The following is a 26,514-nucleotide window of genomic DNA, read 5'->3' on the forward strand; positions in this document are numbered from 1 at the left end:
CTGTTCATTCACGATGGCGACAATTCGTGTGCCGTCGCCACCACTTCCCTGAGCGAGGCGCCGCCGGACGCCTCCGTCGCCGCCATCACCGCGCCCTCGACGATCGGCGCGTTGCAGACGATGATCTTGTGCGCGCGCGGCTCGCCGATCATCTCGACCGCCATCTCGCTGTTGGTTTCGGCGCCGCCAAGATCGACAAGTATAGCGACACCTGCCTCCGACCAGGCCTTGTCGATCGCGCCCATGATCGCCTCGACATTGGTTCCCAGCCCGCCATGGCCGTTTCCGCCGCACCATGCAAGCGGCACTTCGTCGCCGACCATCTGGCGCACCATGTCGGCCGTGCCCTCGGCGACCAGCGGTGAATGCGATACGATGACGATGCCGACATTGCTCATGCTTGCCCCTCGATGGTCTCGGTGACAGCCCGCACCAGAAGCGCGGTCGAGCGTGCCCCGGCATCCATATGGCCGATGGAGCGGTCGCCGAGAAACGAGGCGCGCCCGCGCAAGGCCTTCATCGGCACGGTGGCATCGGCAGCACTGTCCGCGACATCGGCGATTTCCGATCCGGTCTTTCCCTGCAGCAGGGCGTCATGCACCGGTTGCAGCACGTCGAGCATGGTCTTCTGCCCGACCTGCGACTTGCCCCTGGCTGCCACCGCCTCGATCGCCTTGCCGAACGCCGACATCAGGTTGGCGCGATCCGGCTCTACGGAAATTTCCTTGCCGAGCGCCATGAACAGCGTCCCGAACAAGGGGCCCGAAGCCCCGCCGACGGTCATTACCAGCTTGGTGCCGATCGCCTTCAGAGCGTCCGGCAGCGGCTTTGTCGCGAACGTGTCCGCCTCGGCGCGCACTGCCTCGAAGCCGCGCTTCATGTTCAGCCCATGGTCGCCGTCGCCAATTGCCTGGTCGAGCTTAGTCAGCTCTTCGGCGTGAGCGGCAATCGTGTCGGCGGTGACTGATATCAGCGTCTTCAGGTCAAGCTTGTCCATCGTCCCGGTCTTGTCCAGTGTCGCAGTCTTGTCCAGTATCCCGTTCTTTTCCAATGTCCCGGGGCTCATCGGTTTGCAATCCTGTTTCCGGCCTGGTCGAAGAACAGCGGCGCCCGGTAGCGGATAATCACCCTGTCGCCTTTTTCCAATTGGATGTCGGGTTCGGTCAGCGTCACCAGCTTTCTGCTTCCCACCGTCACATGCAGGTGGTTCTGGTCGCCCAGATGCTCGACCCAGTTAACAACGCCGTCGGCGGGGCCATTCGATGCCTTGCCGATCGACAGATGTTCTGTACGCGCGCCGATCGTTTTGGTTCCCGCCGGCATGTCGCCATCCGGCAGCAGGCCGGTCGGCAGCAGATTGATCGCCGGCTGGCCGAGCCTTGCGGCTACATGAACGTTTGCCGGCTCCGAGTAGATGGTGCGTGGCGTGCCGATCTGCGCCAGCACGCCGTCGGCGAGAATGCCGATGCGATCGGCCATCGTCATCGCTTCGATCTGGTCGTGCGTGACATAAAGCATGGTGGCGCCGACCTCGGCCTGGATGCGCTTCAGTTCGAGCCGGAGATCGGCGCGCAGCTTGGCATCGAGCGACGACAGCGGCTCGTCCATCAGATAGATCGAGGGCTTGCGCACCAACGCGCGCCCGATGGCGACGCGCTGCATCTCGCCGCCGGAAAGTTTGGTGGAGCGGTTGTTCAGCTTGTGGTGGATACGCACCATCTTGGCCACATCCTCGACGCGGCGGCGCACCGAGTCCTCGCTCAGCCGCCGCGCAGGCGAGCGCAGCGGAAAGGCCAAATTGTCGAAGACCGACAGATGCGGATAAAGCGAATATTGCTGGAAGACGAAGGCCGTGTCGCGCTCGGCCGGCGACAACATTGTCGCATCGCGGCCGCCGATATGGATCGAGCCCGTATCCGGCCGTTCCAATCCGGCGATAAGTCTGAGCGTCGTCGTCTTGCCGGCCCCGGTCGGGCCGAGCAGCACGACGAATTCGCCGTCGGCGACGTGCAGATCGAGAGTGTCCACGGCGACATGTTCGCCGAAGCTCTTGGTCACGCCTTTGATCTGCACGTCAGCCATGATGCGCTCTTCCCTGGGACGCCCCGTCATGGATTGCGGTTCGCACCGCGCGGCCGGAGCCCTTCTCGAACAGCGACAGCCGTGCGCTGCTCAGCGCCAGGCCGACATGGTCGCCCGCATTGAGCCGGATTTCGGCCGGCACCCGCGCCTTGATGATGCCGCCGGATGTCTCCACCGCAACGATCTGCGTGGTGCCGAGATACTCGGTGCTATAGATGGCGCCGCGCAGCTTCGAAGCGTCGTCGAAGCGGATGTGTTCCGGTCGGATGCCGAGCGCCATGTCGGCCGGCGCGATGTCCTCGCGCACCTCCGGCACTGCCACCTTGGCGCCTTGCACCAAAATCTCCTTGGCGCCCTTTGAAAGCCCGCCGCCGAAGCCGAGAAAATTCATCGGCGGCGAGCCGATGAAATCGGCGACGAACATTGTCGCCGGCCGGTCATAGATTTCGCGCGGCATGCCGAACTGCTCGATTACGCCGTGGTTCATAACCGCGATCTTGTCGGCCATCGACATCGCTTCCATCTGGTCATGCGTGACATAGACCGTGGTGGCGTGGATGCGGTTGTGCAGTTCGCGCAGTTCATGCACCATGAGATCGCGGAATTCGGTGTCGAGCGTGCCGAGCGGCTCGTCCATCAGGAAGCATTTTGGCCGCCGCACGATGGCGCGGCCGAGCGCCACGCGCTGGCGATCGCCGCCGGCAAGACCGGAGACCGATTTGTTGAGCAGATGGTCGATGCGCAACAGCTTCGCCGTCTCTTCGACGCGCCGGCGGATTTCGATGCCTGGCGTGCCCTGCGCCAGCAGCGGGAAGCCGATGTTCTTGCGCACGTTCATATGCGGATAGAGCGCGAACAGCTGGAAGACGAAGGCGATGTCGCGCTCGCGGGCACGCCGCATGGTAACGTCCTCGCCACCGAGCAGGATCTTGCCGCCGGTCGGCAGTTCGAGCCCGGCAATCATGCGCAACGTCGTCGTCTTGCCGCAACCCGACGGCCCCAGCATGACGAAGAACTCGCCATCCCCGACGACGAAGTTGGAATCCTGCACGGCGACGAAATCGCCGAATGCCTTTCTCAGATGCTCGACCCTGATCTCCGCCATCGTCTACTCCGGAAACTTCGAGACGATGATGAACATCGCCGTGCCGGCCAGCATGGTGATGAACGAATAAGTGTAGAGCGACAGCGCGAACGGCTGGAACAGCATCAGGAAGCCAATGGCAATGATCACCGTGGCGATATTCTCCATCAATCCGCGCCTCGCCCAGACCGGCCAGCGCGACTTGCGTTTTGCGGGTTGGGTCATGCTCATTTGCGCACCGCGCCGAAAGTGATGCCGCGCAGCAACTGCTTGCGAAGCAGGATGGTGAACACCAGGATTGGCACCAGGAAGATCGTCGTGCCCGCGGCGACCGCCGGCCAGTCCTGGCCGCCTTCGCCGATGATGGTCGGGATGAAGGGCGGTGCGGTCTGCGCCGTGCCCGAGGTCAGCAGTGCGGCGAAGGCATATTCGTTCCAGGCGAAGATCAGGCAGAAGATGGCGGTCGCGGCAATGCCGGTGGTCGCCTGCGGCAGCACGGTGCGCCAGAAGGCCTGCAGCCGCGTATATCCGTCGATCATCGCCGCTTCTTCGTACTCGCGCGGGATTTCGTCGATGAAGCCCTTCAGCAGCCACACGGCGAGCGACACATTGACCGCCGTATAGAGCAGGATCATGCCGAGCGCGGTGTCCGACAGGCCAATCTCGCGATACATCAGGTAGATGGGAATAGCGACCGCGATCGGCGGCATCATGCGCGTCGACAGGATGAAGAACAGCAGGTCGTCGGCCAGCGGCACCTTGAAGCGCGAGAAGCCATAGGCCGACAATGTGCCGAGGAACACCGCGCAAAAGGTCGAGCCGAAGGCGATGATCAGCGAATTGACGAAGCGCGGCATGAAATTGGACGGGCCGGCGATGACCATGTTGCGCTTGCGCACTGTCTCATCGCAGATGTCCGTCGCCGGTCCCAGCGCGTTGATGTATTCCGGTGTCTGCCGGGTGCGGGTCGAGAACAGATTGCAGTAGCCCTCGAGGCTCGGCTGGAACAGGATTTTTGGCGGATAGGCGATCGAGTCCGGCGGCGTCTTGAAGCTGGTGGCGAAGATCCACAACAGCGGCACGATCGAGATCAGCGCGTAAAGCACGATAATTGTGCCGGCGACGCGCTTCGAAATCGCGGAGGGTGCGACAACAGAATGGGCTGACGTCAGGCTCATCTCTGCTTCACCTTGTTGAGCGCCTTGACATAGATGTTGGCTAGCCCGAACACCGCAACGAACAGGATTATGGCGAAGGCCGAGGAATAGCCGGTCCGCCAGCTTTCGAAGGCCTGCCGCTTCAGCGTGATCGAGGCGACCTCGGTGGTCGATCCCGGTCCGCCGCCGGTCAGGAGGTTGACCATGTCGAACATCTTGAAGTTCTCGATGCCGCGGAACAGTACCGCCAGCATGATGAAGGGCAGCGCCATCGGCAGCGTGATCGACCAGAACTGCCGCCAGTTGGAGGCGCGGTCGACCTCGGCAGCCTCATAGATGTATTCGGGGATCGAGCGCAGGCCGGCGAGACAGATCAGCATCACGTAAGGCGTCCACATCCAGGTGTCGACGATGACGATCGACCACGGCGCCAGCGACACGTTGGAGAGCATGCCGATCTGCGTTGCCGGAATGCCGGTGGCGAACGAGATGGCATAGGCGAACAGCCCGATCTGCGGCTCGTAGAGGAAGCGCCAGAAATTGCCGACCACTGCCGGCGACAGCATCATCGGCACCAGAATGATGGTCGTCCAGAAGGCGTGGCCGCGAAACTTCCGATCGATCAGCCAGGCCAGGGTAAAACCGATCAGCGTTTGCAGCAGGATGGTCCAGAATACGAAATGCGCCGTCGTCTGCATGGCGATCCAGATGTCCTGGTCGCCGAGGATGCGCTTGTAGTTGGCAAGGCCGACGTTCCTGACCACCTCGTTGGGACGGTTGGCGCGGTAATTGGTGAAGGACAGATAGATCGCCCAGAACAGCGGGAAGATGTTGACGGCAAGCAGCAACAGGATCGTCGGCGAGATGAACAGCCAGGCGAGGCCCTTGTCGCTGATACCTCGGACCTTGCGGGCCAACGGCTCAGGCGTAGCCCGGGCGACGCTGTCCGCAGTCCGATTGAGCATGGTCAGTCCCGCTTCGGTCACTTGGGTCGTCTCGACAGTGGAATTTATCTGAGCTGTGTCCCGTGCCAAGGGTGGCACGGGACACGCGGTCGTGGCTCGGGAGGAGCCGATTGGATACTGCCCCAACTACATCTTGCCGTCGTCCTGGAAGACCTCGGTCCAGTCCTTGACCAGGCCATCAAGTGCATCCTTGGCCGAACCCTGGCCGGCGACGACGTAATCATGGAAGCGCTTCTGCGACGCCTGCAGCAGCGGCGCATAGCTGGGCTCTGCCCAAAAATCCTTCACGATGGCCATGGAGTCGAGGAAGGTCTGCGCATAAGGCTGGCTGGCCGGGAAGCCTGGATCCTTGACGACCGCGTTGAGGCAGGAAAAGCCGCCGAGCGACCACCATTTGGCCTGAACATCCTTGTTGGCGAACCACCTGATGTATTTGAGCGCAGCCTCCTGCTTGTCGGAGTAAGAGACCACCGAGATGCCCTGGCCGCCAAGCTGGGCGAATTGATCGCCGTCGGGCCCCTTGGGATTGGCGAAATAACCTATCTTGTCGCCGCCGACATTTTCGTCCTTCTGCAGGCCTGGCCAGGTAAAGGCGAAGTTCATGTGCATCGCCACCTGGCCGGATTTGAAGGCGTCGACGCCTTCGCCCATGTAGCTGTTCGAGGCTCCAGGAGGCGTGCAGCAGTCATAGAGCGCCTTGTAGAACTCAAGACCCTTCACCGATTTCTCGGAGTTGACGAAGCCGTCCATCTCATATGGCTTGTCGGGATTCTCATATTTGAAACCGAAGCTGTAGAGCCCGTCCATGGCACCCATGGTGATGCCTTCGGAGCCGCGCTCGGTATAGATCGATGCGCCATAGACCGTCTTGCCGTCGATCTCGCGCTTCTGGAAAAACTCGGCGATCTGCTTCAGCTGGTCGAAGGTCGTCGGCGCTGCGAGATCCCAGCCGTACTTTTCCTTGAATTCCTTCTGCAGTTCCGGCTTGGAGAACCAGTCCTTGCGATAGGTCCAGCCGACGACGTCGCCCATGGCCGGCAGCGCCCAGTAATTCGGCGAGTTCTTCGGCCATTCGGAGTAGCCGACGACGGTCGCTGGCACGAAGTCGTCCATGCTGATCTTCTCCTTGTCGAAGAAGTCGTTCAGCTTGACGTAGTGGCCGTTCTCGGCCGAGCCGCCGATCCACTGGCTGTCGCCGATGATCAGGTCGCACAGCTTGCCCTTGGAATTCAGTTCGTTGAGGAAGCGATCGGCATAGTTGGTCCACGGCACGAATTCGAATTTCATGCCGATGCCGGTTTCCTTGGTGAAATCCTTGGACAATTCGACAAGCGCGTTGGCCGGGTCCCAGGCTGCCCAGCAAAGCGTCAGATCTTCAGCCTGCGCGACATTCGAAACGGCGGTCGACGCAAACATCGCCGATGTCAGTCCCAACGTCAGTTTCAAGGTCGATTTCATGCCTTCCTCCCATTTGCGAAACGCGCCCGGATGACGGTTTCAAAAAAACCTCAACCCCCTCCTCAGGGGTCTAAACATGACGACGCAGTTTAGCGGCGGATGTTTAGTAATTTGTTTAGTGATGCAATTTTTACTAAACAACGCAAGCGAATTCGTCGCTGCGCTGCAGCATAATTTGCTTGTATCTGGGCGGTGATCCTGGCCGCGCCGTTCTATTAGGAAATATCCGACTTCCTGTCGCTCCTCGGCCGCGTCATCGTCGGTGGCTTCCGCCTTTGACTATGGCGAGGAGGTGGACTCGCTTTGAGTTGGTCCGTTGCCCGGTTGCGCGGCGACGGCCACCGCTGATATGCGGGGCGCGACCGACCTGCCGCGAGATTGGATGGATGCATCCCTGAAACAATGACCAGAAAACCCTTGCCAGAGCTTCCGGTCTCCGCCGTGCTGCCGGCGCTCGGTGAAGCGCTCGGCCATGGCAACAGTGCCGTGCTGGTGGCGCCGCCCGGCGCCGGCAAGACGACGCTGGTACCGCTGGCGCTGCTCGATGCAGCATGGCTCGGCACGGGGAAGATCATTCTGCTTGAGCCGCGTCGGCTCGCTGCCCGCGCTGCCGCCCGCCGCATGGCCGAACTGCTCGGCGAGGAGCCCGGCGAAACGGTCGGCTATGCCATGCGGATGGAGAACCGCACTTCTGCGAGGACCAGGATCCTTGTCGTCACCGAAGGCGTGCTGTCGCGGATGATCCTCGACGATCCGGAGTTGCCCGGTGTCTCGGCGGTATTCTTCGACGAGTTCCACGAGCGCTCGCTCGACGGCGATTTTGGTCTGGCGCTGGCGCTCGATGTGCAAGGTGCGCTGCGGACCGATTTGCGATTGCTGGTCATGTCGGCGACGCTCGACGGCGCGCGCGTCGCTCGGCTGCTTTCCGGCGCCCCGGTGATCGAGAGCGAAGGCCGCGCCTTTCCCGTCGACATCCGCTACGACGAGCGGCCGGCCGGCATCGCCATCGAGGACGCGATGGCCAAGGCAATCCGCGCGGCCCTTGCCGAGGAGAGCGGCAGCGTGCTCGCCTTTCTGCCCGGCCAGCGCGAGATCGAGCGCACCGCCGAGCGGCTGCAAGGCCGCGTCAGTGCCGACACCGACATCGTGCCGCTCTACGGCATGCTCGACAACAAGTCGCAGGACGCCGCGATCAAGCCGGCGCCGTCCGGCCGCCGCAAGGTGGTGCTGGCGACCTCGATAGCCGAGACCTCGATTACCATCGACGGCGTGCGCGTCGTCCTCGATTCCGGCTTGTCGCGCCTGCCGCGCTACGAGCCGGCCAGCGGCCTGACGCGGCTGGAGACGGTGCGGGTCAGCAAAGCCTCCGCCGACCAGCGCACCGGCCGCGCCGGCCGCACGCAGCCCGGCGTCGCCGTCCGGTTGTGGCGGGCCGAGCAGACCGCGGCACTTCCCGCCTTCACGCCGCCGGAAATCCTCGAGGCGGACCTTTCCGGACTTCTGCTCGATTGCGCCGCCTTCGGTGTCGCCGACCCGTCGAGCCTCTGCTTCCTCGATCCGCCGCCGGCCCCGGCGCTCAGCGAGGCAAGGGCGCTGCTTCGTGCGCTCGACGCCATTGACGAGGCAGGGCGACTGACGCAATCGGGTGCTGCGATGCGCAGGCTGGCACTGCCTGTGCGGCTGGCTCACATGGTCGCCGAGGTGGCAAACACCGGCCGGGCGTTCGAAGCGGCCATGCTCGCCGTGCTGCTCACCGAGCGTGGCCTGGGCGGCGACGGCGCCGACCTCGAACGGCGGCTGCTTCGGTTCCGATCCGAAAGATCGCCGCGCGCCACCGCCGCCCGGCAACTCGCCGAGCGGCTGGCGAAACAGGCTTCACCCTCCCCCTCGAGGGGGACCGAAGGACGGGCGAGGCCCGTGGTTCGCCCCGGTATGTCGATCCGCGAAGCGGATCGGGGTGGGATTGGGTCGGGCACGCCATCGCCGACCCCACCCCGTCTCCCTCGCCTTGCTGGGCAAGGCTCACTCGCCGACCCTCCCCTCGGGGGGGAGGGCAGCGCCGGCGCTCTCCTCATTCATGCCTGGCCGGACCGCGTCGCCAGGGCGCGCGGAGAGCGCGGCCGTTTCGTGCTGGCCAACGGTTCAGGCGCCATGCTCGACGCCGCCGACCCGCTGGCGGGCGAAACCTGGCTTGTCGTCGCCGATCTGCAGGGCAAGGCGCAGAACGCCCGTATTACGGCAGCGGCGGCGATAGACGAAGCCGACATTCGCGCTTCGCTCGCCGATAAGATCGAGACAAACCGCGAAGCCAGTTTCGACCGCGACAGGCGTGCGGTGCGTGTGCGTGAAACCGTTCGCCTCGGCGCCATCACCCTGTCCGAACGCATGCTGCCGGCGCCGGCCGGCATCGCCGCCGATCGCGCCATCCTTGACGCCCTGCGCCAACACGGGCTGTCGCTTTTGCCGTGGGGCAAGGAGGCCGAAACGCTGCGCCAACGGCTCGGCTGGCTACATCGCGGTCTTGGCGCGCCCTGGCCAGATGTTTCCGATGCGGCGCTCATCGACCGCCTCGACGACTGGCTGCTGCCCTTCCTTTCCGGCGCGGCGTCCTTTGCCGCGATCGATCCGGGCGTGCTTTCGGCCGGCCTCATGGCATTGGTGCCGCACGATCTGCAGCGCCGGATCGAGGCGCTGGCGCCGACCCATTTCGACCCTCCATCCGGCAGCCGTGTGCCGATCCGCTATGACGGTGAATGGCCGGTGCTGGCGATCCGCGTCCAGGAGCTGTTCGGTCTCGACCGGCATCCCGCGATCGCCAACGGCGCGGTGCCGCTGACGCTCGAGCTATTGTCACCGGCGCACCGACCGATCCAGACGACGCGTGACCTGCCCGGTTTCTGGCGCGGCTCCTGGGCCGATGTGCGAGCCGAGATGCGTGGCCGCTATCCCCGGCATGTCTGGCCGGAGAACCCGCTTCTCGCCACCGCCACCAGCCGCGCCAAACCGCGGGGGACCTAGCCTTTCTCCTTTTCCGGCTATAATCCTTGGCCATGATAAACATCCTGCGGGCGCCCGACTTCCAGCAAAGCCAGCGGCTGCGCCTCAACACGCTGATCAGGCTGCGCTGGCTTGCCATTGTTGGCCAGAGCCTGGCGGTCCTTGTCGTTGCCTATGGGCTGAAATTCCCGCTGCCGGTCAGTCTCTGCTTCGCGCTGATCGCCTGTTCGGCCTGGATGAACCTGCTGCTGACCTTCCGTTATCCGGCTGCGCATCGGCTGACCCCGCTGCAGGCTTTCGCCATCCTGACCATCGACAGCCTGCAGCTTGCCGGTCTGCTCTACCTGACTGGTGGGCTCACCAACCCGTTTTCAGTGCTGGTCACCGTGCCCGTGGTCATCTCGGCGACGTCGCTGCCGCTGCGCCTGACCGCCATCCTCGGCGCGCTGGTGATGGTGACGGCAAGCCTGCTGGTGTTCTTCCATCTGCCGCTGCCCTGGTACGAGGGCGCGCCGCTGGAGATGCCGTTCATTTACGTCGCCGGCATGTGGATGGCAGTGTTTTCCTCGATCGCCTTCACCGCGATCTACGCCTTCCGCGTGGCCGAGGAAGCTCGGCTGCTCGCCAACGCGCTTGCCGCCACCGAGCTGGTGCTGCAGCGCGAACAGCATTTGTCGGCGCTGGACGGCCTTGCCGCTGCCGCCGCGCATGAGCTCGGCACGCCGCTCGCCACCATCACGCTTGTTGCCAAGGAGATGGAGAAGGCGCTCCGCAATGACCCGAAATACGGCGAGGACGTGACGCTGCTGCGCTCGCAGAGCGAGCGTTGCCGCGAGATCCTCAAACGCCTGACCAGCCTGTCCTCTGAGGGCGAGGCGCATCTCTCCCGCCTGCCGCTGACCTCGCTGGTCGAGGAGATGACCGCCCCGCACCGCGATTTCGGCATCTCGATCAAGCTTCTCCCTGGCGAGCGCATCGGCCCCGAACCGGTGGGACGGCGCAATCCCGGCGTCATCTACGGCCTCGGCAATCTGGTCGAGAACGCCGTCGATTTTGCCCGCAAGAGCGTCACCGTGCGCTGGAGCTGGAACGAGGCAACGGTCACCTTCTCGATCACCGACGACGGGCCGGGCTTTCCTCCCGAAATCATCGATCGCATCGGCGAGCCCTATATGTCGACACGCCAGGGCACCGAGGCCGGCGGCGGCCTCGGACTGGGGCTGTTCATCGCCAAGACCCTGCTTGAACGCTCGGGCGCCACGCTCGATTTCCGCAATTCAAACGAGCCGGGCGAGGGCGCCGTCGTGCGGATATCGTGGCCGCGCAGCGTCTTCCTCAATCCTGAATCGGCTTCGGCCACCATGTTTGACACGGCTTGAATTGGACAATAGCGCTCCAAAACTATATCTGCGTAAAATTCGGGCAGCAGGAATGTCAAGACGATGAATGGCGACGAAACGATTGGCGCAATGGTTGAGGGCGAGGACACCTCGCTGCTGATCGTCGACGACGACAGGCCATTCCTCACGCGCCTTGCCCGCGCCATGGAGACCAGGGGTTTCGTGGTCGAGACGGCCGAGAGCGTCGAGGAGGCCGTGGCCAAGGCGCGCGCCAATCCGCCAGCCTACGCGGTGGTCGACATGCGGCTCGCCGACGGCAACGGCCTCGACGTCGTCGCCGCCATCCGCGAGAAGCGCGACGACGCTCGCGCCGTCATCCTCACCGGATACGGCAACATCGCCACCGCGGTTACGGCGGTGAAGCTGGGGGCCATCGACTATCTGTCGAAACCGGCAGATGCCGACGAGGTTTTCGCGGCTCTTACCCGCACTGCGGGCGAACGCGCCGCACCGCCTGAAAACCCGATGTCGGCCGACCGCGTGCGCTGGGAGCACATCCAGCGCGTCTACGAAATGTGCGACCGCAACGTCTCCGAGACGGCCCGGCGTCTCAACATGCATCGCCGTACGCTGCAACGGATACTCGCCAAACGCGCGCCGCGCTAACGCCTGACCGTCCTTTGCGCGCGCCAAGGTCGCGTGGCACTGTAAGAACTGCCCTGCCATCGGCGGTTGCGCATCATCGCACAGGGTGATGTTGTCCCTGCCGGCTGGTAGGCGACACGACGGAGACGACATGCAGGACCAGAAGCCGCGGCCGACCTCCATCTTTCGCGAATTCCTGGCCAGCGAGGCGGCAGGCGGCATCGTCCTGATGGCAGCCGCGGCATTGGCGCTGGTCGTCGCCAATTCGCCGCTGGCCGAAACCTATTTCGATGCCCTTCACGCCTATCTGGGACCGCTCAGCGTATCGCACTGGATCAATGACGGCCTGATGGCGGTGTTTTTCCTGCTGGTCGGCCTGGAGATCAAGCGCGAGATGCTGGACGGCCAGCTCTCGACATGGCCGCGCCGCGCTCTGCCCGGCATCGCCGCTGCCGGCGGCATGCTGGTGCCGGCACTTGTCTATGTCGCCATCAACCGCGACAATCCAGCCGCCCTGTCCGGCTGGGCGATCCCGACCGCCACCGACATCGCCTTTGCGCTTGGTGTGCTGTCGCTGCTCGGCAGCCGCGTGCCGGGGTCGCTGAAGGTCTTCCTCACCGCGCTCGCCATCATCGACGACCTTGGCGCCGTCATCATCATCGCGATGTTCTACACGAGCGGCCTGTCGCTCGCCTATCTCGGCGCCGCCTTCGCCGTCATCGCTCTGCTCGTCGTGCTCAACCGCATGAAGGTGCTGACACTGCTGCCCTATCTCCTGCTTGGTGTCGTCCTGTGGGTGCTGGTGCTGAAATCGGGCGTCCACGCCACGCTCGCCGGCGTGGCGCTGGCCCTGACCATACCTTTGAAGATCACCCCGGGCTTCAGTCAGGATTCAGACCATTCCCCGCTGCACCGGCTCGAGCACGGCCTGCACAGGATAGTGCCGTTTGTCGTCATCCCGATCTTCGGCTTTGCCAATGCCGGTGTTTCGCTTGCTGGCCTCAGCGCAGCCGCCCTGGTCGAGCCGCTGACGCTGGGCGTCGCCGCCGGCCTCGTCGCCGGCAAGCTGGTCGGCGTGTTCGGTTCTTGTGCGCTTGCCATCCGGCTCGGCCTCGCCGATCTGCCAGTCAATGCCGGCTGGCTGCACATGGTCGGCATTTCGCTGCTCTGCGGCATCGGCTTCACCATGAGCCTGTTCATCGGCCTGCTCGCCTTCGCCAGCGATGTCGAGCTCAAGGACGCGGTGAAAGTCGGCATCCTCGCCGGCTCCTTCATCGCCGCCATCCTCGGCGCCGCCGTGCTGCTGTTGGCGCCGGCGGCGAATGGGATGGATGAGGACGAAGAGTAGCCGACGAACGTCGCGCCGCCCCTCATTGCCCTGCCGGGCATTTCTTCCCGTATAGAGACGGGGAGAAAGACGCCTTCGCAAAGGATTTCGCCAATTTCCAGCGTTGCAAGAAAGGACGCCAAGGTCGCGGCCAGATCCCTTCTCCCCGTCACTGTACCGGGAGAAGGTGCCGGCAGGCGGATGTGGGGCAGCTCGAAGGGTCAAGGAAGAGCACAAACGTTCCAGCTACTCGCTCTCGCCCTCCAGCGCCGGCACCGCCACGCCGGCAAGTTCCGCCGCCAGCAGCCGCGCTGCTCCGGCCCGCGCGATCCTCAGCATCAGCGCCTTGCGCGTTGCCGCCGCCATGCGGTGCTCGGGCGCATCGCGCAGGATTTCGGCGCCGTAGCCGTCGGAAAGGATAAAACCGCATTCCTGCGGAAAGATCTCCAAGGGCACGCCGGGATGGGTGGCGAAGAAGAACCGATCGGAGTGCAGCCGGTAATCCGGCCATTTGCGGTCGACCCTGAAATCCTCGATCGAGGATTTGATCTCGATGATCCAGATGTCGCCCTGGCGGGTCAGCGCGACGAGGTCGGCGCGGCGCCCGGTCGCCAGCGACAGCTCGGGCAGCACATGCGCGCCCATTTCCCTGAGCAGCCGCTGCACACCGCGCCGAACCAGCATCGCGCGTTCCGACTGGCGACCGTCGATCAGGGGATTGAGAGGAATCGGTGAGATAATTGGCATGGCGGCATCATGCCAGACTTTGTTCACGGTTTGAACCCGTTTTCTGGGAGGCACCCAAAGGCGCGCTTGAAATGTGGTTTTCGCGTGAAATCCTGGTCCCCAAACGGACACCGCAAGTTCCAAACATTAGCATATGAGATACGGTGCCAATGCGGGTGGCTCTAGGGGAGTTTGGATGATGAACGCGGACGAGATGCAGGCGGTAGCCGACACCCTGATGCGGGTCGTGACGCCTGACATGGCACCCAAGCAATTGATCAAAGCGGCCAGGAAGGAACACCCGAACGCGTCAAAGAAGGACATCGCCCGTGCGGCCTTCTTCTCGATCATCGCCAACGCCGAAGAAGACCACGGCAAGGCAAGGAACCTGCAGGCATTCGCCATAGCCGAGCGTGTCGATGGTACTTCTTGATCGGCACTGTAGCTGGATCAATCATCGACCCTCCGCCGATAACGATGCATGGCCAAACCCAACCTGCAAAACGGCTGGCATTCCGGGTCTCGCCACGGCATAGCGGTTCAATGATTGAGCGACGTGGCCTGGTGCCTTTGCAGTTGGAACTGGCGTTGGTTCGCTTGGCGGCTTGATCGGGCTTGGCGGTGCAGAATTTCGTCTGCCGTTCCTGATCGGTCTGTTTCGGTTTGCCGCCCTTGAAGCCGTGATCTTGAACAAGGCCGCCAGCCTGGCTGTCGTCGCCGCAGCGCTGCCGTTTCGGGCGGCCACGGTGCCGCTAGCCTCGGTAGCCGCACAATGGCCGATCATACTCAATCTCTTGGCTGGCAGCCTTCTGGGCGCCTGGTTTGGCGCAGGATGGGCAACCCGCCTCCAGTCCGCGACGCTTTACAAGGTGATTGCCGCACTGCTGATCCTAATCGCGATTGTCCTGGTTTTCGGCCATGATCCAGATGCTGCAGGATTGCAATTTGTCACCGGAGCCGCATTGATCGTTGCCGGGATCATTGCTGGGTTTGCCGTCGGCGTCGTGGCATCCCTGCTCGGCGTGGCAGGCGGTGAACTGCTCGTCCCGACGCTTGTGCTTCTGTTCGGTGCCGACATCAAGCTGGCGGGCTCTCTATCGCTGGCAGTAAGCCTGGCGACGATGCTCGTCGGCTTCACCCGCTACAGCCGCGACCAGAGCTTTTCGGTCATCGGCAGGAACAAGGCGTTCTTGCTGGCCATGGCTGGCGGTTCGATTGTCGGGACATATATCGGCGGGCAGTTGCTTGGCGTGGTCCCCGAGCAAATCCTGCTCCCACTGCTGGCGGCAATTCTGGTGATCTCAGCCTACAAGATCTGGCGACACGAATAGCACCACCTAGCCTAGCCGCGCAACCTTCACACCTGTGCGGGAACGACTTTGTCAGATGGCAAAACCGCCCCCGCAATATCGTCCAGGATCGGGCAGTCCGGCCGGTCATCGCCGTGGCAGGCATGGATCAGCTTCTGCAGGGTCGAGCGCATCGACTGCAATTCGCGCACCTTCTCCTCGATTGCCGTCACATGCGCGGCGGCGATCTCGCGCACGTCATGGCTGGCGCGGCTGCGGTCCTGGTAGAGCGCCATCAGCTGGCGGCAGTCGTCGATGGAAAAGCCGAGATTGCGCGCGCGGCGCAGAAACGTCAGCCGGTGGATGTCGTCGCCCGAATAGTCGCGGTAGCCGTTGCCGGCCCGCGCCGGACGGATCAGGCCGATCTCCTCATAGTAGCGAATGGTCTTGGCCGGCAGGCCGGAACGCTGGGCGGCATCTCCGACATTCATGATTGGTTCCCTAACTTCCGGCGGCCTGGCGGACCGCCCCATTGAATTTCCTACATAATCTTATGAGTGCCGTTGCCGAAAAGCCACAGCTGCGGACTTACCGGCATGTAAGCACCTGCATATAGGCATCGCCCGCTTGGCAAGCAAAGCAAATGCCAGCATGAATGATGGCGACAAGGCGGCCGTCTCGTGCCGCTATCTTTCGGGCGGGGCATCGGACCTTTTCATGCGCATGAAGTCATTCGCAATCGTCGCCGCACTTGCGCTGTCGACGGCTATTGCTGGTTGCAGCACCATCGGCTCGCAGATATTCACCAACAACTATGGCCCGATGACCGATGCGGGCTATCAACTGCCGCGCATTCCGATCGAAAAGGTGCCGTTCAAGTACCGCCGGCAGATCGTGAGCTACGACACCGGTGAAAAGCCGGGCACCATCGTCGTCGATACGCAGAACAAGTTCCTCTATTATGTCATGGGCGGCGGCGAGGCGATGCGTTACGGCATCGGCGTCGGCCGCGAGGGTTTTGAATGGCGCGGCACCGCCCGCATCGCGGCGAAGCGCGAATGGCCGACCTGGACGCCGCCATCGGCGATGATCAAGCGCCAGCCGGAACTCGCCAAATTTGCCGGCGGCATGGATCCCGGATTGACCAACCCGCTCGGCGCGCGCGCCCTGTATCTATTCAACAAGGGCGGCGATTCAGGCTACCGCCTGCATGGCAGCCCGGAGTGGAACTCGATCGGCAAGGCGATGTCGTCGGGCTGCATCCGGCTGATGAACCAGGACATCATCGACCTTTACGACCGCACCTCCGTCGGCGCCAAGGTCATCGTTCTCTAGAACTCATACGCGGACCGTCTAGGCAACAACTGACGTCCCAAAGCAAAAAACCGGGCAATTTGGCCCGGTTTTTTGTGTCGCGCGAAGGGCGAATTGACGTCCTTTGATCTTAAGAGACCTGTTCGACCTGCTGCACCTCGGGCACAAAATGCCGGAGCAGGTTCTGGATGCCGTGCTTCAGCGTCGCCGTCGACGACGGGCAGCCGGCGCAGGCGCCCTTCATGTGCAGGAACACGGTGCCGTTCTCGAAGCCGCGGAAGGTGATGTCGCCACCGTCCTGGGCGACGGCCGGACGCACCCGCGTGTCGAGCAGTTCCTTGATGGTGATGACCAGTTCCTCGTCGGCCTTGTCGTAGAATTCGCCGGTCTGGCTGGTCTCGGCGGCGGGGCCGGCCCTGGCCATGACCGGCGCGCCGGACATGAAGTGCTCCATGATGGCGCCGAGGATCGCCGGCTTCAGATGCTGCCAGTCGGGGCCGTCCTTGGTCACGGTGACGAAATCATAGCCGAAGAAGACGCCGGTCACGCCGGGGATCTCGAACAGCCGGCCGGCCAGCGGCGAAGCCGCGGCAGCGCTGTCGGCATCGCGGAAATCGGCGGTGCCTTCGACAAGCACTTCCTTGCCGGGCAGGAACTTCAATGTCGCCGGATTTGGCGTCGATTCGGTCTGGATGAACATGGACGTCTCCGAGCCCGTTCGGGCATATAGTTTGGAATAATTCTAAATAGGCCTTATCGGCAGGACATTCAAGCGAAAGCCATCGCCGGAACGGCCGCCCGAGAGAATGAATTTTCGTCTACAGCGCCGCGCGTCCTTATTGGACGTGCAAGGGCTGTAGCACTTCGATTTTTGCGCTGGCCAGGGATTTTGCGCCAAGGTGTGTTGAGATTCAGGTCAGGCCGGGCCGAAAATGACGGTTTCCGAGAACCGGAGCGGAGCGTACTTTTGGGTACGCGCATGACTCCGAAATCGAATTTGATTTCGGAAGGTCATGCGCAAAATCAGAGTTCTAGAGCGTCCTTTGCGCGCCCAACAAGGCGCGCGGCGCTGTAGTAAGCACAGGAAGCCGCCGTTTGCAGGCCGGCCTCACCTGAATATCAGCACACCTTAGGCCAGGCTGTCGATTTCTTCGTCTGACAGGTTCTGCGGCACCACTGTCACCGGGATCGGGAAGGCGGCGCCCTTGCCGGCGACCGCGCCGACCAGCGGGCCCGGCCCTTCCTTGCCGGCGCCGGCGGCCAGCACGAGGATGGCGATATCCTGGTCCTCCTCGATCAATTTGTGGATCTCTTCCGTCGGCTTGCCTTCGCGCACCACCAGTTCCGGCTCGATGCCGAGCTTCTGGCGCACCTTGTTGGCATAGCTGTCAAGTGCGGCGCGCGCGGTGGCGGTGGCCTCCTCGCGCATGATCTTCTCGACACCCAGCCAATGCTGGAAATCGTCCGGCTCGATCACATAGAGCAGCACCAGCACGCCGCTGGTGCTCTGCGCGCGCTTCGAGGCGTAGACGACGGCCCGTTCGCATTCGGGCGTGTCGTCGATGATCGCCAAAAACTTGCGGCGATGGCCGGCTTCGCGGCTGAGGCGTTTGGAGACCATATTCTACCTCAAATGGTTTCGGTCGCAATCTGCCACCGCCACGGCCCGGCCGCAAGCGACCGGCGGATGTAGCGATATTGGCTGCAGATTAACCCTGCAGCAGGCCGATGATGTCGCGCACGGTCTTCATCGTCGCCTCGGCCAGCAGGCCGGCCCGCTCGCCGCCATCCCTGAGCACCGCGTCGACATAGGCGCGGTCGTCGGAAATGCGGCGCATTTCGCCGGCGACCGGCGCCAGCTTTTCCACGGCAAGGTCGGCCAGCGCCGGCTTGAACACCGAAAACTGCTGGCCGCCGAACTCTTTCAGCACTGCCTCCTTCGATATCTCGGCGAGACCCGCATAGATGCCGACCAGGTTTTCGGCTTCCGGCCGGCCGGCCAGGCCGTCCAATTCGCCAGGCAACGCCTCCGGGTCGGTCTTGGCCTTGCGGATCTTCTTCAAGATGCTGTCGGCATCGTCGGTCAGATTGATGCGCGACAGGTCCGACGGATCCGACTTCGACATTTTCTTCGAGCCGTCGCGTAGCGACATGATACGCGCCGCCGGTCCGCCGATGATCGGTTCGGTCAGCGGGAAATAACCGTTCACGGTCTCCTCGCCGATCTTCATCTCGACGCCGACGCCAAGGCCGGCGATGCGGTCCGAAAAGTCGTTGTTGAATTTTTGCGCAATGTCGCGTGTCAGCTCCAGATGCTGCTTCTGGTCATCGCCGACCGGCACATGGGTGGCGCGGTAGACAAGGATGTCGGCCGCCATCAGGCTCGGATAAGCGAGCAGCCCAAGCGAGGCGTTCTCGCGATCCTTGCCGGCCTTGTCCTTGAACTGCGTCATCCGGTTCATCCAGCCGATGCGGGCCACGCAGTTGAAGATCCAGGCAAGCTCGGCGTGCTGCATGACCCGCGACTGGTTGAAGACGATGTGCTTTTTCGGGTCGATGCCGGAGGCGAGAAACGCCGCGGTGATCGCGCGCGTCTGGTCCTTGAGATCCTCATGGACAAGCTGCGCGGTCAGCGAATGCAGGTCGACGACGCAATAGATGCAATCGGAGGTGTCCTGCAGGGCAACGAATTTCTTGATGGCGCCGAGATAGTTGCCGAGGTGCAGATTGCCGGTCGGCTGGACGCCGGAAAAAACGAGGGGCTTGAAGGCGGTCATATGTCCTCATGGCTTGTGGAGGGCCGTTTCGCGCGCGGCGAAAGTCTTGCGACGGCGCGCTTATGGACGAGAGCGGGGAGCGGATCAAGGGGCTGTAGGCGATCGCAGCAGAGCGATTGCTTCAGGTCGGATTGCTTGTTCGATGTTGTTGGCGCTGCGCCTATAGCGCCTGTCTCGGCTTGACATCGATGTGTATGATAGGTGGAACATATTCTGCAAACGATCTGACGAGAAATGGATGACCATCTTAAACGAGAAAGCTTTGGAGCGCCGGCATGGCCGCGAGACGCCGCTGGAGACAGCGGCGCGGCTTCGGGCCGAATTCGGGATCGAACTTAGCAAGCAGGCACGTAAGCCGCTGCCGCGCCCGGTCTATGACGAATTGTCCGGCGAAGACTGATGCTTGTCGACGGGGTCGCTGCGGTTAGGTTTACGGATCTGGAGACTATTCCCTGGTCGAAGGGGAGCCCTTCCGCCTGATACTGCGCCGGATCATGCCGAAATCCGCCCCCCCGATGGCGAAGGCGGTGACGAAATAAAGCAGCGCCCCGCCGGCGACGAGCCCAAGCAGCGTTGCAGTCTTGACCACCAGCGGCGAGCCGGAAGCGAGGCTGGCGGCAAACCAGTGTTCGGCAAAATACAGCGCCGCCGCCATCACCGCCGCCGACACCATCAGCCGTGGGATGCGTCTCATGAGCGGCACGTCGCGGCCCCAATGGCCGCGCCGGATCAGCACGCCGAGCAGCATCAACGCATTGACCCAGCCGGCGACGGCCGAAGCGACGGCGATGCCCGGCGCGCCCATCTGCGGAAACAGCGTCAGCGCGGTGGTGATGTTCACCGCCACCGAGATCGCGGCGAAGATCATCGGCGTGCGCGTGTCCTCGCGAGCGAAATAGCCGGGGGTGAACGCCTTGATCAGCACGAAGGCCGGCAGCCCTAAGCCGAAGATCGCCAGGATCGCCGCCACGATCGGCGTCGAGTTGTTTGCGGCAAACGCGCCGCGTTCGTAGACCAGCCCGACGATCGGCTCCGCCATGACCAGCAGTGCCGCCGCCGCCGGCAAGGTCAGGAACAGCGTGAACTCCACCGACCGGTTTTGCAGATTGGCCGCCTCGATCAGATTGCCCGACTTTAGCGCCCGCGACAGTTCGGGCAGAAGCACTATGGCGACGGCGATGCCGACGACGCCGAGCGGCAGCTGATAGATGCGATCGGCATAGGCGAGCGACGACACCGCGCTGTCCTGCGCCGAGGCGATTGCGGTGCCGACCAGCTGGTTGATCTGGGTGATGCCGCCGGTGATCGCCGCCGGCAGCGCCAGGATCAGCAGCCGCTTGACATTGGGCGTCATCCTTGGCCGGCGAAAGCCGATCGAGATGCCGGCATGGCGCACCGCCACCCAGACGATCGCCAGTTGCACCAGCCCCGCCGCCAGCACGCCCCAGGCCAGTGCGAAGCCAACGGTGCGCGCGTCCGATCCCTTGTGCCAGGCATAGGCGAGCACGCCGATCAGGATGACGTTCAGGAACACCGGCGCCACCGCGGCGGCGAAATAGCGGCGCAGCGAATTCAGCATGCCGGCCATCATGGCGCCGAGCGACATGCAGATCAGATAGGGAAACATGATGGTCGCGAGCCGGACCGTCATCTCGAACTTTCCCGGCGAGTCGGCAAAGCCCGGCGCCACCAGGTAGCGCACGATCAGCGGCATCGCCAGTTCCATGGCGATGGTCAGCGCCAGCAGCGCCGTGAACAGCACACCGAACACCTCTTCGGAAAAGCGCTTGGCGCCATCGGTGCCGTGGGTTTCGATCTCCTTGGCGAACAGCGGCACGAAGGCGGCGTTGAAGGCGCCTTCGGCAAACAGCCGGCGGAAGGTGTTGGGAAACTGGAAGGCGGCGTTGAAGGCGTCGGCGATCGGCCCGGTGCCGAGCGCGGCCGCCATCAGCATCTCGCGGCCGAAGCCGAGGGCGCGGCTCATCAGCGTGCCGGAAGCGACCGTTGCGAACTTTTTGACAAGGCTCATGCGTCTGGAGACTGCCTGCAGGATTGGGACAAATGAGTGGTGGCGGTCACTCGGCCGCAGCCTTGGCCTTGCCGCCGCGCTCGGGCACGGTGCCTTCGAGGACGGCGATCAGCCTGTTTTTGATGGCGGCCATGCGGGTCGGGCTGTCGATCTTCTGGCCGGTGAGATCGGTGACATAGAAGGTGTCGATGACCTTTTCGCCGAAGGTGGTGATGTGTGCCGAGGCGATGTCGAGCGACAAGTCGGACAACGCCCCGGTGATCTCGGACAGCAGGCCCGGCCGATCCAGCCCCTCGACCTCGATCACCGAGAACCGGTTCGACAGCGTGTTGCGGATTTCGGCGCGCGGCTGGATGCGGAAGACCTTGGCGCCGCGCCGCGGCTTGGTGCGCTTCTCGATCATCTCCGGCAGCCAGCTCTTGCCCGACAGCACGTCCTCGATCAGCCGGCCGACGCGTTCGGCACGGCGGCGTTCGTCCTCGTCGCGGTCGAATTCCCTCGAGATCAGGATGGTGTCCAGCGCGCGGCCGTCGGAGGTGGTGAAGATCTGCGCATCGACGATGTTGCCGCCGGCCGCCACACAGGCGCCGGCAATGACCGACAGCAGGCGGGGATGGTCCTGCGCCAGCACGGTGATCTCGGTCACCGCCTCGAACTGGTGGGTCTTGATCATCGTGGCGAGCTTCTTGCCCGCCGCATCCGCCTCGCGGATGAATTCGGCGTGGCGAAGCTGGTCGGCGAGATCGACCGCCAACAGATAATTCTCATAGTGTTTGGCGACATAGCGCTTGCGGGCCTTTTCCGGCCAATCGGCGAGCGCCTCGGCCAGCTTTTCGCGGGCGGCCGCGGTGCGCATCGCACGCGACACCTCCGAAAACCCGCCGGTCAACAGCAGTTCGGTTTCGTAGTAGAGCGTGCGCAGCAACTGACCCTTCCAGCCGTTCCAGACGCCAGGCCCGACGCCTCTGATATCGCAGACGGTCAGGACGAGCAGCAGCTTCAGCCGTTCTACCGACTGCACGATCGCGGAAAAGTCCTCGATCGTCTTGCGGTCGTTGAGGTCGCGGGTCTGCGCGGTCATCGACATGACGAGATGGTTCTCGACCAGCCAGGCGACCGTTTCGGTGTCGGCCGCCGACAGCCCCATATGCGGGCAGATCCGCCGCGCGATCCGGGCGCCAGCTTCGGAATGGTCCTCCGGCCGGCCCTTGGCGATATCGTGCAGCAGCACCGCGGCATAGAGCGCCTCGCGGCTTTTCTTCAGCCCCGGCATCAGCGAGTGGGCAAGCGGGTGGACCTTTTCACCGTCGCCGCGCTCGATCTCGGCCAGCACGCCGATGCAGCGGATCAGGTGCTCGTCCACCGTATAGTGGTGGTACAGCGAGAACTGCATCATGGCGACGATCTTGCCGAAATCCGGGATCAGCTTTGCCAGCAGTCCCGCCTCGTTCATGCGCCTGAGATTGAGTTCGGCGTTGCGGTCCGACGTCAATATGTCGAGGAACAGCCGGTTGGCTTCCTCGTCGCGCCTGAGCGCCTTGCCGACGAGGCCGAGCGAACGGGTCAGCAGCTTCAGCGCATCGGGGTGAAATTCCAGCCCGTGCTTGTCGGCGAACCAGAACAGCCTCAAGAGATTGACCGGATCGCGCTCGAACACCAGGTCGTCGGCGATGTTGATGCGATGGTTGTCGATAATGAAATCGGACGTGCCGGCAAGCTTGCGCTTGCGGCGCGAGAAGGTGAGGAAGATGCGGTTGAAGCCCGGCACATGCTTGGCCTGCTCTTCCTCGAGCGCCGCGCAGAAGATGCGGGTCAGATCGCCGACGTCCTTGGCGACGAGGAAGTAGTGCTTCATGAAGCGCTCGACCGCCGACAGGCCCGGATGTGTGGTGTAGCCCAGCCGCTCGGCGATCTCGCGCTGGATGTCGAAATGCAGCCGTTCCTCGGCCTTGCCGGTGAGGAAATGCATGTGGCAGCGCACCGCCCACAGGAAGTCCTCGGCCTTCTGGAATTCCCGGTATTCGGTGCCGGTGAAGACGCCCTTGTCGACCAGTTCCTCGCCGGTGCGGACCCGGTAGAAATACTTGCCGATCCAGAACAGCGTCTGCAGGTCGCGCAGGCCGCCCTTGCCGTCCTTGACGTTGGGTTCGACCAGATAGCGGCTTTCGCCGGCCTTGGCATGACGCTCGTCGCGTTCGGCAAGCTTGGCCTGCACATATTCGGGTCCGGTCGTGCGCACCACCTCGCGGTCGAAGCGCTGCAAGAGCTCGTCATAGAGCTTCTGCTCGCCCCACAGGAAACGCGCCTCCAGGATCGAGGTGCGGATGGTGATGTCGGTGCGCGACTGCCGCAGGCATTCGTCGATGTTGCGGGTGGCGTGGCCGACCTTCAGCCCCAGGTCCCACAGCACGTAGAGCATGTATTCGACGATCTGCTCGCCCCATGGCGTCTGCTTGTAGGGCAGCAGGAAGAGCAGATCGATATCGGATCCCGGCGCCAGCGTGCCGCGGCCATAGCCGCCGACCGCGACGACGGCCATGCGTTCGGCCGATGACGGGTTTTTGACGCGATAGACGTGAGTGGCGGCGAACTCGTAGAGCGCGCGGATGATTTCGTCCATGAGATGCGACAGCCGGGCGGCGCAGGCAGTGCCGCTGCCGTCGTCCGTCAGCATGCGTTCGGCGATGCTGCGGCCGGCGGCCAGCCTGCCCTTGAGAAGCTGGAGAACACCGGTTCGCGCAGCCTTGCCGGAGCCGTCGCCTGCCGTGGCCTCAGTCAGCGCAGTCATCTCGCGGCGCAAGGCTTCGCCGTCGATCAGTTCGTCGAGCTTTAGAGAGATTCTTGCCATAAGTGCCGTTCGGCCTCGCCGTTTTGGCGGCGTCTATAGCGCGTTTTCGCGGCGCTGGGTATGGGGCGGACGGACAGACTCTGCATGAGTCGAAACCGGATGATCGCCTCCTGCCGCACTTGATAGATGGTCTTGCTGGACGATGTTGCCAAGCCCGGAAGTGGCGGCGGCCATAAGCATGGAAGCGGTTTGGGTCAGGCAGTCCGGCATGCACCCACGGCACCAAAGGTCGAAATTGGCCTTGACCTTCCAGTTACTGGAAGCACTACCTCTGTTGCAAGTTCGAGACAGAGAGGCCTTTCCGCATTGACGCACTCCGACCACCACCATCACGCCCATAGCGGTTGCTGCTCGCCGAAAGCTGCTCCGTCCGTCGCCGACGCAGTCATTCGCGACCCGGTCTGCGGCATGACCGTCGATCCGGCCGCCGGCAAGCCGACTGCCGAGCATGGCGGCCACCTCTATCATTTCTGCAGCGAGCTGCCGTTCGAGGTTCACGGCCGAGCCTGAAAACTACATTACCGCCACCGACCCGGTCTGCGGCATGCGTGTCGAGCGTGCCGCCGCGAAGCACTTTTCCCGGCATGAAGGCCAGGGCTTCTATTGCTGCTCGGCCGGTTGCAAGGTGAAGTTCGAGGCGGAGCCGGCAAAGTATCTTGGCGACAGGCCGGAGCAGCAGGCGATGCCGAAAGGCACGCAATACACCTGTCCGATGCATCCAGAAATCGTCCGCGACAAGTCAGGCGCTGCCCGATCTGCGGGATGGCGCTGGAACCGATGGGCGTGCCGACCGGCGATGAGGGACCAAACCCGGAACTGGTCGATTTCACCAGGCGCTGGCCGCCGCCGATGTCGGCATCGCCATGGCACCGGCGCCGATGTCGCGGTCGAAGCGCCGGGATCACGCTGGTCAAGGGCGATCTCAACGGCATCGTTCGGGCCCGCACGCTCGCCCAGGCGACGATCCGCAACATCCGCCAGAACCTGTTCTTCGCCTTCCTCTACAATTTGCTTGGCGTGCCGGTCGCCGCCGGCGTGCTCTATCCGCTCACCGGCACGCTGTTGTCGCCGATGATTGCGGCAGCGGCGATGAGCCTGTCCTCGGTTTCGGTGATCACCAACGCGTTGCGGCTCAGGACGTTGAAACTCTGAGCCAAGTCCCCAGATAGGAACTCGTTCAAAAAGGAGATCATGAATGACGTTGGCCAAAAAGATCGTGCTGCTGCTGATGGCGGCCGGAATGCTGCTTGCCGTTTTCCTGGAAAGCATTCCGTCGCAAGCCCAGGAGACGAAACACGACATGGGGGCGCACGATATGGGGGCGATGGGCGCGCAGGGTGCCTCGACCGACAGCTACAAGGCGGCGATGGACAAAATGCACACCGCGATGACGGCGATCGAATATTCCGGCAATGCCGATGTCGATTTCGCCCGCGGCATGATCCCGCATCACCAGGCGGCTATCGACATGGCCAAGGTCGAGCTTGCCAATGGCAAGGAACCGGAAATGCCCAAGCTGGCCGAAGCGGTGATCGCGGCGCAGGAAGCCGAGATCAAGCAGATGCAGGATTGGCTGGCCGCCCATCCGGTGAAGTAGCATCAGCCATCGGGCCTCGACTGGAGCACGCCATGCCGTCAACGATAAGAACCACAACATTGCCCTCGGGCGAAGCCGTTCCCGTGCTGGGTCAAGGCACCTGGAAAATGGGCGAGGACGCCCGCCGCCATGCCGATGAGGTCAATGCCCTGAAGCTTGGGCTGGATCTCGGCATGACGCTGATCGACACCGCCGAAATGTATGCCAGCGGTGGCGCCGAGGAAGTGGTGGCGGATGCTATTGCCGGGCGCCGCGACGAGGTGTTCCTGGTCTCCAAGGTGCTGCCATCCAACGCCTCGCGCACCGGCGTGCCGGCTGCCTGCGAGGCAAGCCTCAGGCATCTGCGCACCGACCGCATCGATCTCTATCTGCTGCACTGGCCTGGCAGCGTGCCGCTGGCGGAAACGGTCGAGGCCTTCGAAGCGTTGAAAAAAGCTGGCAAGATCCGCCATTGGGGGGTCAGCAATTTCGATACTCATGAGATGGAGGAACTGGTCAGCCTGCCGGCCGGCGACAGCGTCCAGACCAACCAGATCCTCTACAATCTGTCCCAACGCGGCCCCGAATTCGACCTTGCGCCCTGGAGCCGGCAACGCGGCATTCCGCTGATGGCCTATTCGCCGGTCGACCAGGGCGTATTGGCGCGCAACGCCAGGCTCGAAGCCATCGCCGCCCGCCACGATGCGACGCCGGCTCAGCTGGCGCTGGCCTGGGTGATGGCACAGGACGGCGTCATCGCCATTCCGAAGGCCAGCAAGCAGGAGCATATCCGCCAGAATGTCGCGGCGCTCGACATCGAGCTTACGCGTGAGGATTTCACCGAAATCGACCGCGCCTTCCCGCCGCCGCGGCGCAAGCAGGGCCTGCAGATGATTTGAG

The 26,514-nt window shown here is 63.5% G+C and carries 24 protein-coding genes and 3 pseudogenes; 12 read left to right on the top strand and 15 right to left on the bottom strand.

The window, feature by feature from the left end; all coding sequences use genetic code 11:
• Nucleotides 1-8: 8 nt before the first annotated feature.
• From dhaM to AC0L3O_RS24145, 8 genes are all read right to left on the bottom strand, one after another.
• Entirely contained in the window at nt 9-398 is a 390-nt protein-coding gene (gene dhaM / locus AC0L3O_RS24110) for a dihydroxyacetone kinase phosphoryl donor subunit DhaM (RefSeq protein ID WP_027151568.1), read from the bottom strand.
• Nucleotides 395-997, bottom strand: coding sequence for a dihydroxyacetone kinase subunit DhaL (gene dhaL, locus AC0L3O_RS24115; protein WP_023796725.1), 603 nt, complete (start codon nt 995-997; stop codon nt 395-397). Before dhaL ends, dhaM begins: the two co-directional genes overlap by 4 nt.
• A 65-nt stretch (nt 998-1,062) precedes the next feature.
• Nucleotides 1,063-2,082 (bottom strand): ABC transporter ATP-binding protein, encoded by a 1,020-nt coding sequence (locus AC0L3O_RS24120; protein ID WP_023796724.1) that lies wholly within the window; start codon nt 2,080-2,082, stop codon nt 1,063-1,065.
• Entirely contained in the window at nt 2,075-3,187 is a 1,113-nt protein-coding gene (locus tag AC0L3O_RS24125; RefSeq protein ID WP_473536494.1) for an ABC transporter ATP-binding protein, read from the bottom strand. The genes AC0L3O_RS24120 and AC0L3O_RS24125 overlap by 8 nt, the downstream gene beginning before the upstream one ends.
• Before the next feature lie 3 nt (nt 3,188-3,190).
• The gene (locus AC0L3O_RS24130) at nt 3,191-3,397 is read right to left on the bottom strand and encodes a hypothetical protein (RefSeq protein WP_027151572.1); all 207 of its coding nucleotides are present in this window, start codon (nt 3,395-3,397) and stop codon (nt 3,191-3,193) included.
• A complete protein-coding gene (locus tag AC0L3O_RS24135; protein ID WP_128172947.1) occupies nt 3,394-4,344 on the bottom strand; it encodes a carbohydrate ABC transporter permease in 951 nt (316 codons plus the stop codon). Before AC0L3O_RS24135 ends, AC0L3O_RS24130 begins: the two co-directional genes overlap by 4 nt.
• The gene (locus AC0L3O_RS24140) at nt 4,341-5,288 is read right to left on the bottom strand and encodes a carbohydrate ABC transporter permease (RefSeq protein WP_128244752.1); all 948 of its coding nucleotides are present in this window, start codon (nt 5,286-5,288) and stop codon (nt 4,341-4,343) included. The genes AC0L3O_RS24135 and AC0L3O_RS24140 overlap by 4 nt, the downstream gene beginning before the upstream one ends.
• Before the next feature lie 126 nt (nt 5,289-5,414).
• Complete coding sequence (locus AC0L3O_RS24145; protein WP_473533002.1) at nt 5,415-6,746, bottom strand: ABC transporter substrate-binding protein; 1,332 nt, start codon at nt 6,744-6,746, stop codon at nt 5,415-5,417.
• Between the two features lie 402 nt (nt 6,747-7,148).
• On the opposite strand from AC0L3O_RS24145, the gene hrpB reads away from it, so the two are divergent.
• The 4 genes from hrpB to nhaA all read left to right on the top strand — a co-directional run bounded on the left by hrpB (nt 7,149) and on the right by nhaA (nt 13,076).
• Complete coding sequence (hrpB, locus tag AC0L3O_RS24150) at nt 7,149-9,764, top strand: ATP-dependent helicase HrpB (protein ID WP_473616806.1); 2,616 nt, start codon at nt 7,149-7,151, stop codon at nt 9,762-9,764.
• Between the two features lie 32 nt (nt 9,765-9,796).
• A complete protein-coding gene (locus AC0L3O_RS24155) occupies nt 9,797-11,122 on the top strand; it encodes an ActS/PrrB/RegB family redox-sensitive histidine kinase (RefSeq protein WP_236392166.1) in 1,326 nt (441 codons plus the stop codon).
• Nucleotides 11,123-11,185: 63 nt separating this feature from the next.
• Entirely contained in the window at nt 11,186-11,749 is a 564-nt protein-coding gene (locus tag AC0L3O_RS24160; protein WP_023796717.1) for an ActR/PrrA/RegA family redox response regulator transcription factor, read from the top strand.
• Between the two features lie 130 nt (nt 11,750-11,879).
• On the top strand, nt 11,880-13,076 hold the full coding sequence (nhaA, locus tag AC0L3O_RS24165) for a Na+/H+ antiporter NhaA (protein ID WP_473616807.1): 1,197 nt from the start codon (nt 11,880-11,882) through the stop codon (nt 13,074-13,076).
• 225 nt (nt 13,077-13,301) lie between these two features.
• Here the strand turns inward: nhaA and AC0L3O_RS24170 are convergent, their stop codons facing one another.
• The gene (locus tag AC0L3O_RS24170; protein ID WP_287214037.1) at nt 13,302-13,802 is read right to left on the bottom strand and encodes an MmcB family DNA repair protein; all 501 of its coding nucleotides are present in this window, start codon (nt 13,800-13,802) and stop codon (nt 13,302-13,304) included.
• A 178-nt stretch (nt 13,803-13,980) separates the two neighbouring features.
• Between AC0L3O_RS24170 and AC0L3O_RS24175 the strand changes: the two genes are divergently transcribed.
• Both AC0L3O_RS24175 and AC0L3O_RS24180 read left to right on the top strand, forming a co-directional pair.
• The gene (locus AC0L3O_RS24175; protein WP_077377488.1) at nt 13,981-14,214 is read left to right on the top strand and encodes a hypothetical protein; all 234 of its coding nucleotides are present in this window, start codon (nt 13,981-13,983) and stop codon (nt 14,212-14,214) included.
• 133 nt (nt 14,215-14,347) lie between these two features.
• Nucleotides 14,348-15,112 (top strand): annotated as a pseudogene (locus tag AC0L3O_RS24180) (TSUP family transporter); the annotation flags it as partial.
• 26 nt (nt 15,113-15,138) lie between these two features.
• Here AC0L3O_RS24180 and cueR read toward each other — a convergent pair.
• Entirely contained in the window at nt 15,139-15,561 is a 423-nt protein-coding gene (cueR, locus tag AC0L3O_RS24185) for a Cu(I)-responsive transcriptional regulator (protein WP_287361657.1), read from the bottom strand.
• 226 nt (nt 15,562-15,787) lie between these two features.
• Between cueR and AC0L3O_RS24190 the strand changes: the two genes are divergently transcribed.
• Nucleotides 15,788-16,405, top strand: coding sequence for a L,D-transpeptidase (locus tag AC0L3O_RS24190; RefSeq protein ID WP_027151583.1), 618 nt, complete (start codon nt 15,788-15,790; stop codon nt 16,403-16,405).
• Between the two features lie 109 nt (nt 16,406-16,514).
• Here the strand turns inward: AC0L3O_RS24190 and AC0L3O_RS24195 are convergent, their stop codons facing one another.
• The 3 genes from AC0L3O_RS24195 to trpS all read right to left on the bottom strand — a co-directional run bounded on the left by AC0L3O_RS24195 (nt 16,515) and on the right by trpS (nt 19,161).
• Complete coding sequence (locus AC0L3O_RS24195) at nt 16,515-17,084, bottom strand: NifU family protein (RefSeq protein ID WP_023796710.1); 570 nt, start codon at nt 17,082-17,084, stop codon at nt 16,515-16,517.
• Between the two features lie 429 nt (nt 17,085-17,513).
• Entirely contained in the window at nt 17,514-18,005 is a 492-nt protein-coding gene (locus AC0L3O_RS24200; RefSeq protein WP_023796709.1) for a universal stress protein, read from the bottom strand.
• An 88-nt stretch (nt 18,006-18,093) separates the two neighbouring features.
• On the bottom strand, nt 18,094-19,161 hold the full coding sequence (gene trpS, locus AC0L3O_RS24205) for a tryptophan--tRNA ligase (RefSeq protein ID WP_473616809.1): 1,068 nt from the start codon (nt 19,159-19,161) through the stop codon (nt 18,094-18,096).
• A gap of 238 nt (nt 19,162-19,399) precedes the next feature.
• On the opposite strand from trpS, the gene AC0L3O_RS24210 reads away from it, so the two are divergent.
• Nucleotides 19,400-19,561: a hypothetical protein gene (locus tag AC0L3O_RS24210; RefSeq protein ID WP_473616810.1), complete on the top strand. Its 162-nt coding sequence runs from the start codon at nt 19,400-19,402 to the stop codon at nt 19,559-19,561.
• Nucleotides 19,562-19,606: 45 nt separating this feature from the next.
• Here AC0L3O_RS24210 and murJ read toward each other — a convergent pair whose 3' ends face one another.
• Together murJ and AC0L3O_RS24220 are read right to left on the bottom strand one after the other, a co-directional pair.
• Nucleotides 19,607-21,190: a murein biosynthesis integral membrane protein MurJ gene (murJ, locus tag AC0L3O_RS24215; protein ID WP_473609258.1), complete on the bottom strand. Its 1,584-nt coding sequence runs from the start codon at nt 21,188-21,190 to the stop codon at nt 19,607-19,609.
• Nucleotides 21,191-21,236: 46 nt separating this feature from the next.
• Complete coding sequence (locus AC0L3O_RS24220) at nt 21,237-24,038, bottom strand: [protein-PII] uridylyltransferase (RefSeq protein ID WP_473616811.1); 2,802 nt, start codon at nt 24,036-24,038, stop codon at nt 21,237-21,239.
• A gap of 306 nt (nt 24,039-24,344) precedes the next feature.
• On the opposite strand from AC0L3O_RS24220, the pseudogene AC0L3O_RS24225 reads away from it, so the two are divergent.
• The 4 genes and pseudogenes from AC0L3O_RS24225 to AC0L3O_RS24240 all read left to right on the top strand — a co-directional run.
• A pseudogene (locus tag AC0L3O_RS24225) lies at nt 24,345-24,878 on the top strand (YHS domain-containing protein); the annotation flags it as partial.
• Nucleotides 24,872-25,190, top strand: a pseudogene (locus AC0L3O_RS24230) (copper-transporting ATPase); the annotation flags it as partial. The pseudogenes AC0L3O_RS24225 and AC0L3O_RS24230, both read left to right, overlap by 7 nt.
• A 43-nt stretch (nt 25,191-25,233) precedes the next feature.
• On the top strand, nt 25,234-25,635 hold the full coding sequence (copM, locus tag AC0L3O_RS24235; RefSeq protein WP_473616813.1) for a CopM family metallochaperone: 402 nt from the start codon (nt 25,234-25,236) through the stop codon (nt 25,633-25,635).
• 32 nt (nt 25,636-25,667) lie between these two features.
• Nucleotides 25,668-26,513 carry an aldo/keto reductase gene (locus tag AC0L3O_RS24240; protein WP_473616814.1) on the top strand — a complete coding sequence of 282 codons (846 nt, stop codon included), beginning with the start codon at nt 25,668-25,670 and terminating at the stop codon, nt 26,511-26,513.
• The last annotated feature ends 1 nt before the right edge of the window (nt 26,514 follow it).

Source organism: Mesorhizobium sp. WSM4810 (genome assembly GCF_055811235.1).

What these genes read in the sequence shown, in the direction of transcription:
- cueR (WP_287361657.1), bottom strand. Translation starts at nt 15,561, where the DNA reads ATGAATGTCGGAGATGCCGCCCAGCGTTCCGGCCTGCCGGCCAAGACC.
- copM (WP_473616813.1), top strand. Translation starts at nt 25,234, where the DNA reads ATGACGTTGGCCAAAAAGATCGTGCTGCTGCTGATGGCGGCCGGAATG.
- AC0L3O_RS24135 (WP_128172947.1), bottom strand. Translation starts at nt 4,344, where the DNA reads ATGAGCCTGACGTCAGCCCATTCTGTTGTCGCACCCTCCGCGATTTCG.
- AC0L3O_RS24145 (WP_473533002.1), bottom strand. Translation starts at nt 6,746, where the DNA reads ATGAAATCGACCTTGAAACTGACGTTGGGACTGACATCGGCGATGTTT.
- AC0L3O_RS24125 (WP_473536494.1), bottom strand. Translation starts at nt 3,187, where the DNA reads ATGGCGGAGATCAGGGTCGAGCATCTGAGAAAGGCATTCGGCGATTTC.
- AC0L3O_RS24240 (WP_473616814.1), top strand. Translation starts at nt 25,668, where the DNA reads ATGCCGTCAACGATAAGAACCACAACATTGCCCTCGGGCGAAGCCGTT.
- AC0L3O_RS24155 (WP_236392166.1), top strand. Translation starts at nt 9,797, where the DNA reads ATGATAAACATCCTGCGGGCGCCCGACTTCCAGCAAAGCCAGCGGCTG.
- murJ (WP_473609258.1), bottom strand. Translation starts at nt 21,190, where the DNA reads ATGAGCCTTGTCAAAAAGTTCGCAACGGTCGCTTCCGGCACGCTGATG.
- AC0L3O_RS24220 (WP_473616811.1), bottom strand. Translation starts at nt 24,038, where the DNA reads ATGGCAAGAATCTCTCTAAAGCTCGACGAACTGATCGACGGCGAAGCC.
- trpS (WP_473616809.1), bottom strand. Translation starts at nt 19,161, where the DNA reads ATGACCGCCTTCAAGCCCCTCGTTTTTTCCGGCGTCCAGCCGACCGGC.
- dhaM (WP_027151568.1), bottom strand. Translation starts at nt 398, where the DNA reads ATGAGCAATGTCGGCATCGTCATCGTATCGCATTCACCGCTGGTCGCC.
- AC0L3O_RS24130 (WP_027151572.1), bottom strand. Translation starts at nt 3,397, where the DNA reads ATGAGCATGACCCAACCCGCAAAACGCAAGTCGCGCTGGCCGGTCTGG.
- dhaL (WP_023796725.1), bottom strand. Translation starts at nt 997, where the DNA reads ATGGACAAGCTTGACCTGAAGACGCTGATATCAGTCACCGCCGACACG.
- AC0L3O_RS24200 (WP_023796709.1), bottom strand. Translation starts at nt 18,005, where the DNA reads ATGGTCTCCAAACGCCTCAGCCGCGAAGCCGGCCATCGCCGCAAGTTT.
- AC0L3O_RS24160 (WP_023796717.1), top strand. Translation starts at nt 11,186, where the DNA reads ATGAATGGCGACGAAACGATTGGCGCAATGGTTGAGGGCGAGGACACC.
- AC0L3O_RS24210 (WP_473616810.1), top strand. Translation starts at nt 19,400, where the DNA reads ATGACCATCTTAAACGAGAAAGCTTTGGAGCGCCGGCATGGCCGCGAG.
- nhaA (WP_473616807.1), top strand. Translation starts at nt 11,880, where the DNA reads ATGCAGGACCAGAAGCCGCGGCCGACCTCCATCTTTCGCGAATTCCTG.
- AC0L3O_RS24175 (WP_077377488.1), top strand. Translation starts at nt 13,981, where the DNA reads ATGAACGCGGACGAGATGCAGGCGGTAGCCGACACCCTGATGCGGGTC.
- AC0L3O_RS24170 (WP_287214037.1), bottom strand. Translation starts at nt 13,802, where the DNA reads ATGCCAATTATCTCACCGATTCCTCTCAATCCCCTGATCGACGGTCGC.
- hrpB (WP_473616806.1), top strand. Translation starts at nt 7,149, where the DNA reads ATGACCAGAAAACCCTTGCCAGAGCTTCCGGTCTCCGCCGTGCTGCCG.
- AC0L3O_RS24140 (WP_128244752.1), bottom strand. Translation starts at nt 5,288, where the DNA reads ATGCTCAATCGGACTGCGGACAGCGTCGCCCGGGCTACGCCTGAGCCG.
- AC0L3O_RS24195 (WP_023796710.1), bottom strand. Translation starts at nt 17,084, where the DNA reads ATGTTCATCCAGACCGAATCGACGCCAAATCCGGCGACATTGAAGTTC.
- AC0L3O_RS24120 (WP_023796724.1), bottom strand. Translation starts at nt 2,082, where the DNA reads ATGGCTGACGTGCAGATCAAAGGCGTGACCAAGAGCTTCGGCGAACAT.
- AC0L3O_RS24190 (WP_027151583.1), top strand. Translation starts at nt 15,788, where the DNA reads ATGCGCATGAAGTCATTCGCAATCGTCGCCGCACTTGCGCTGTCGACG.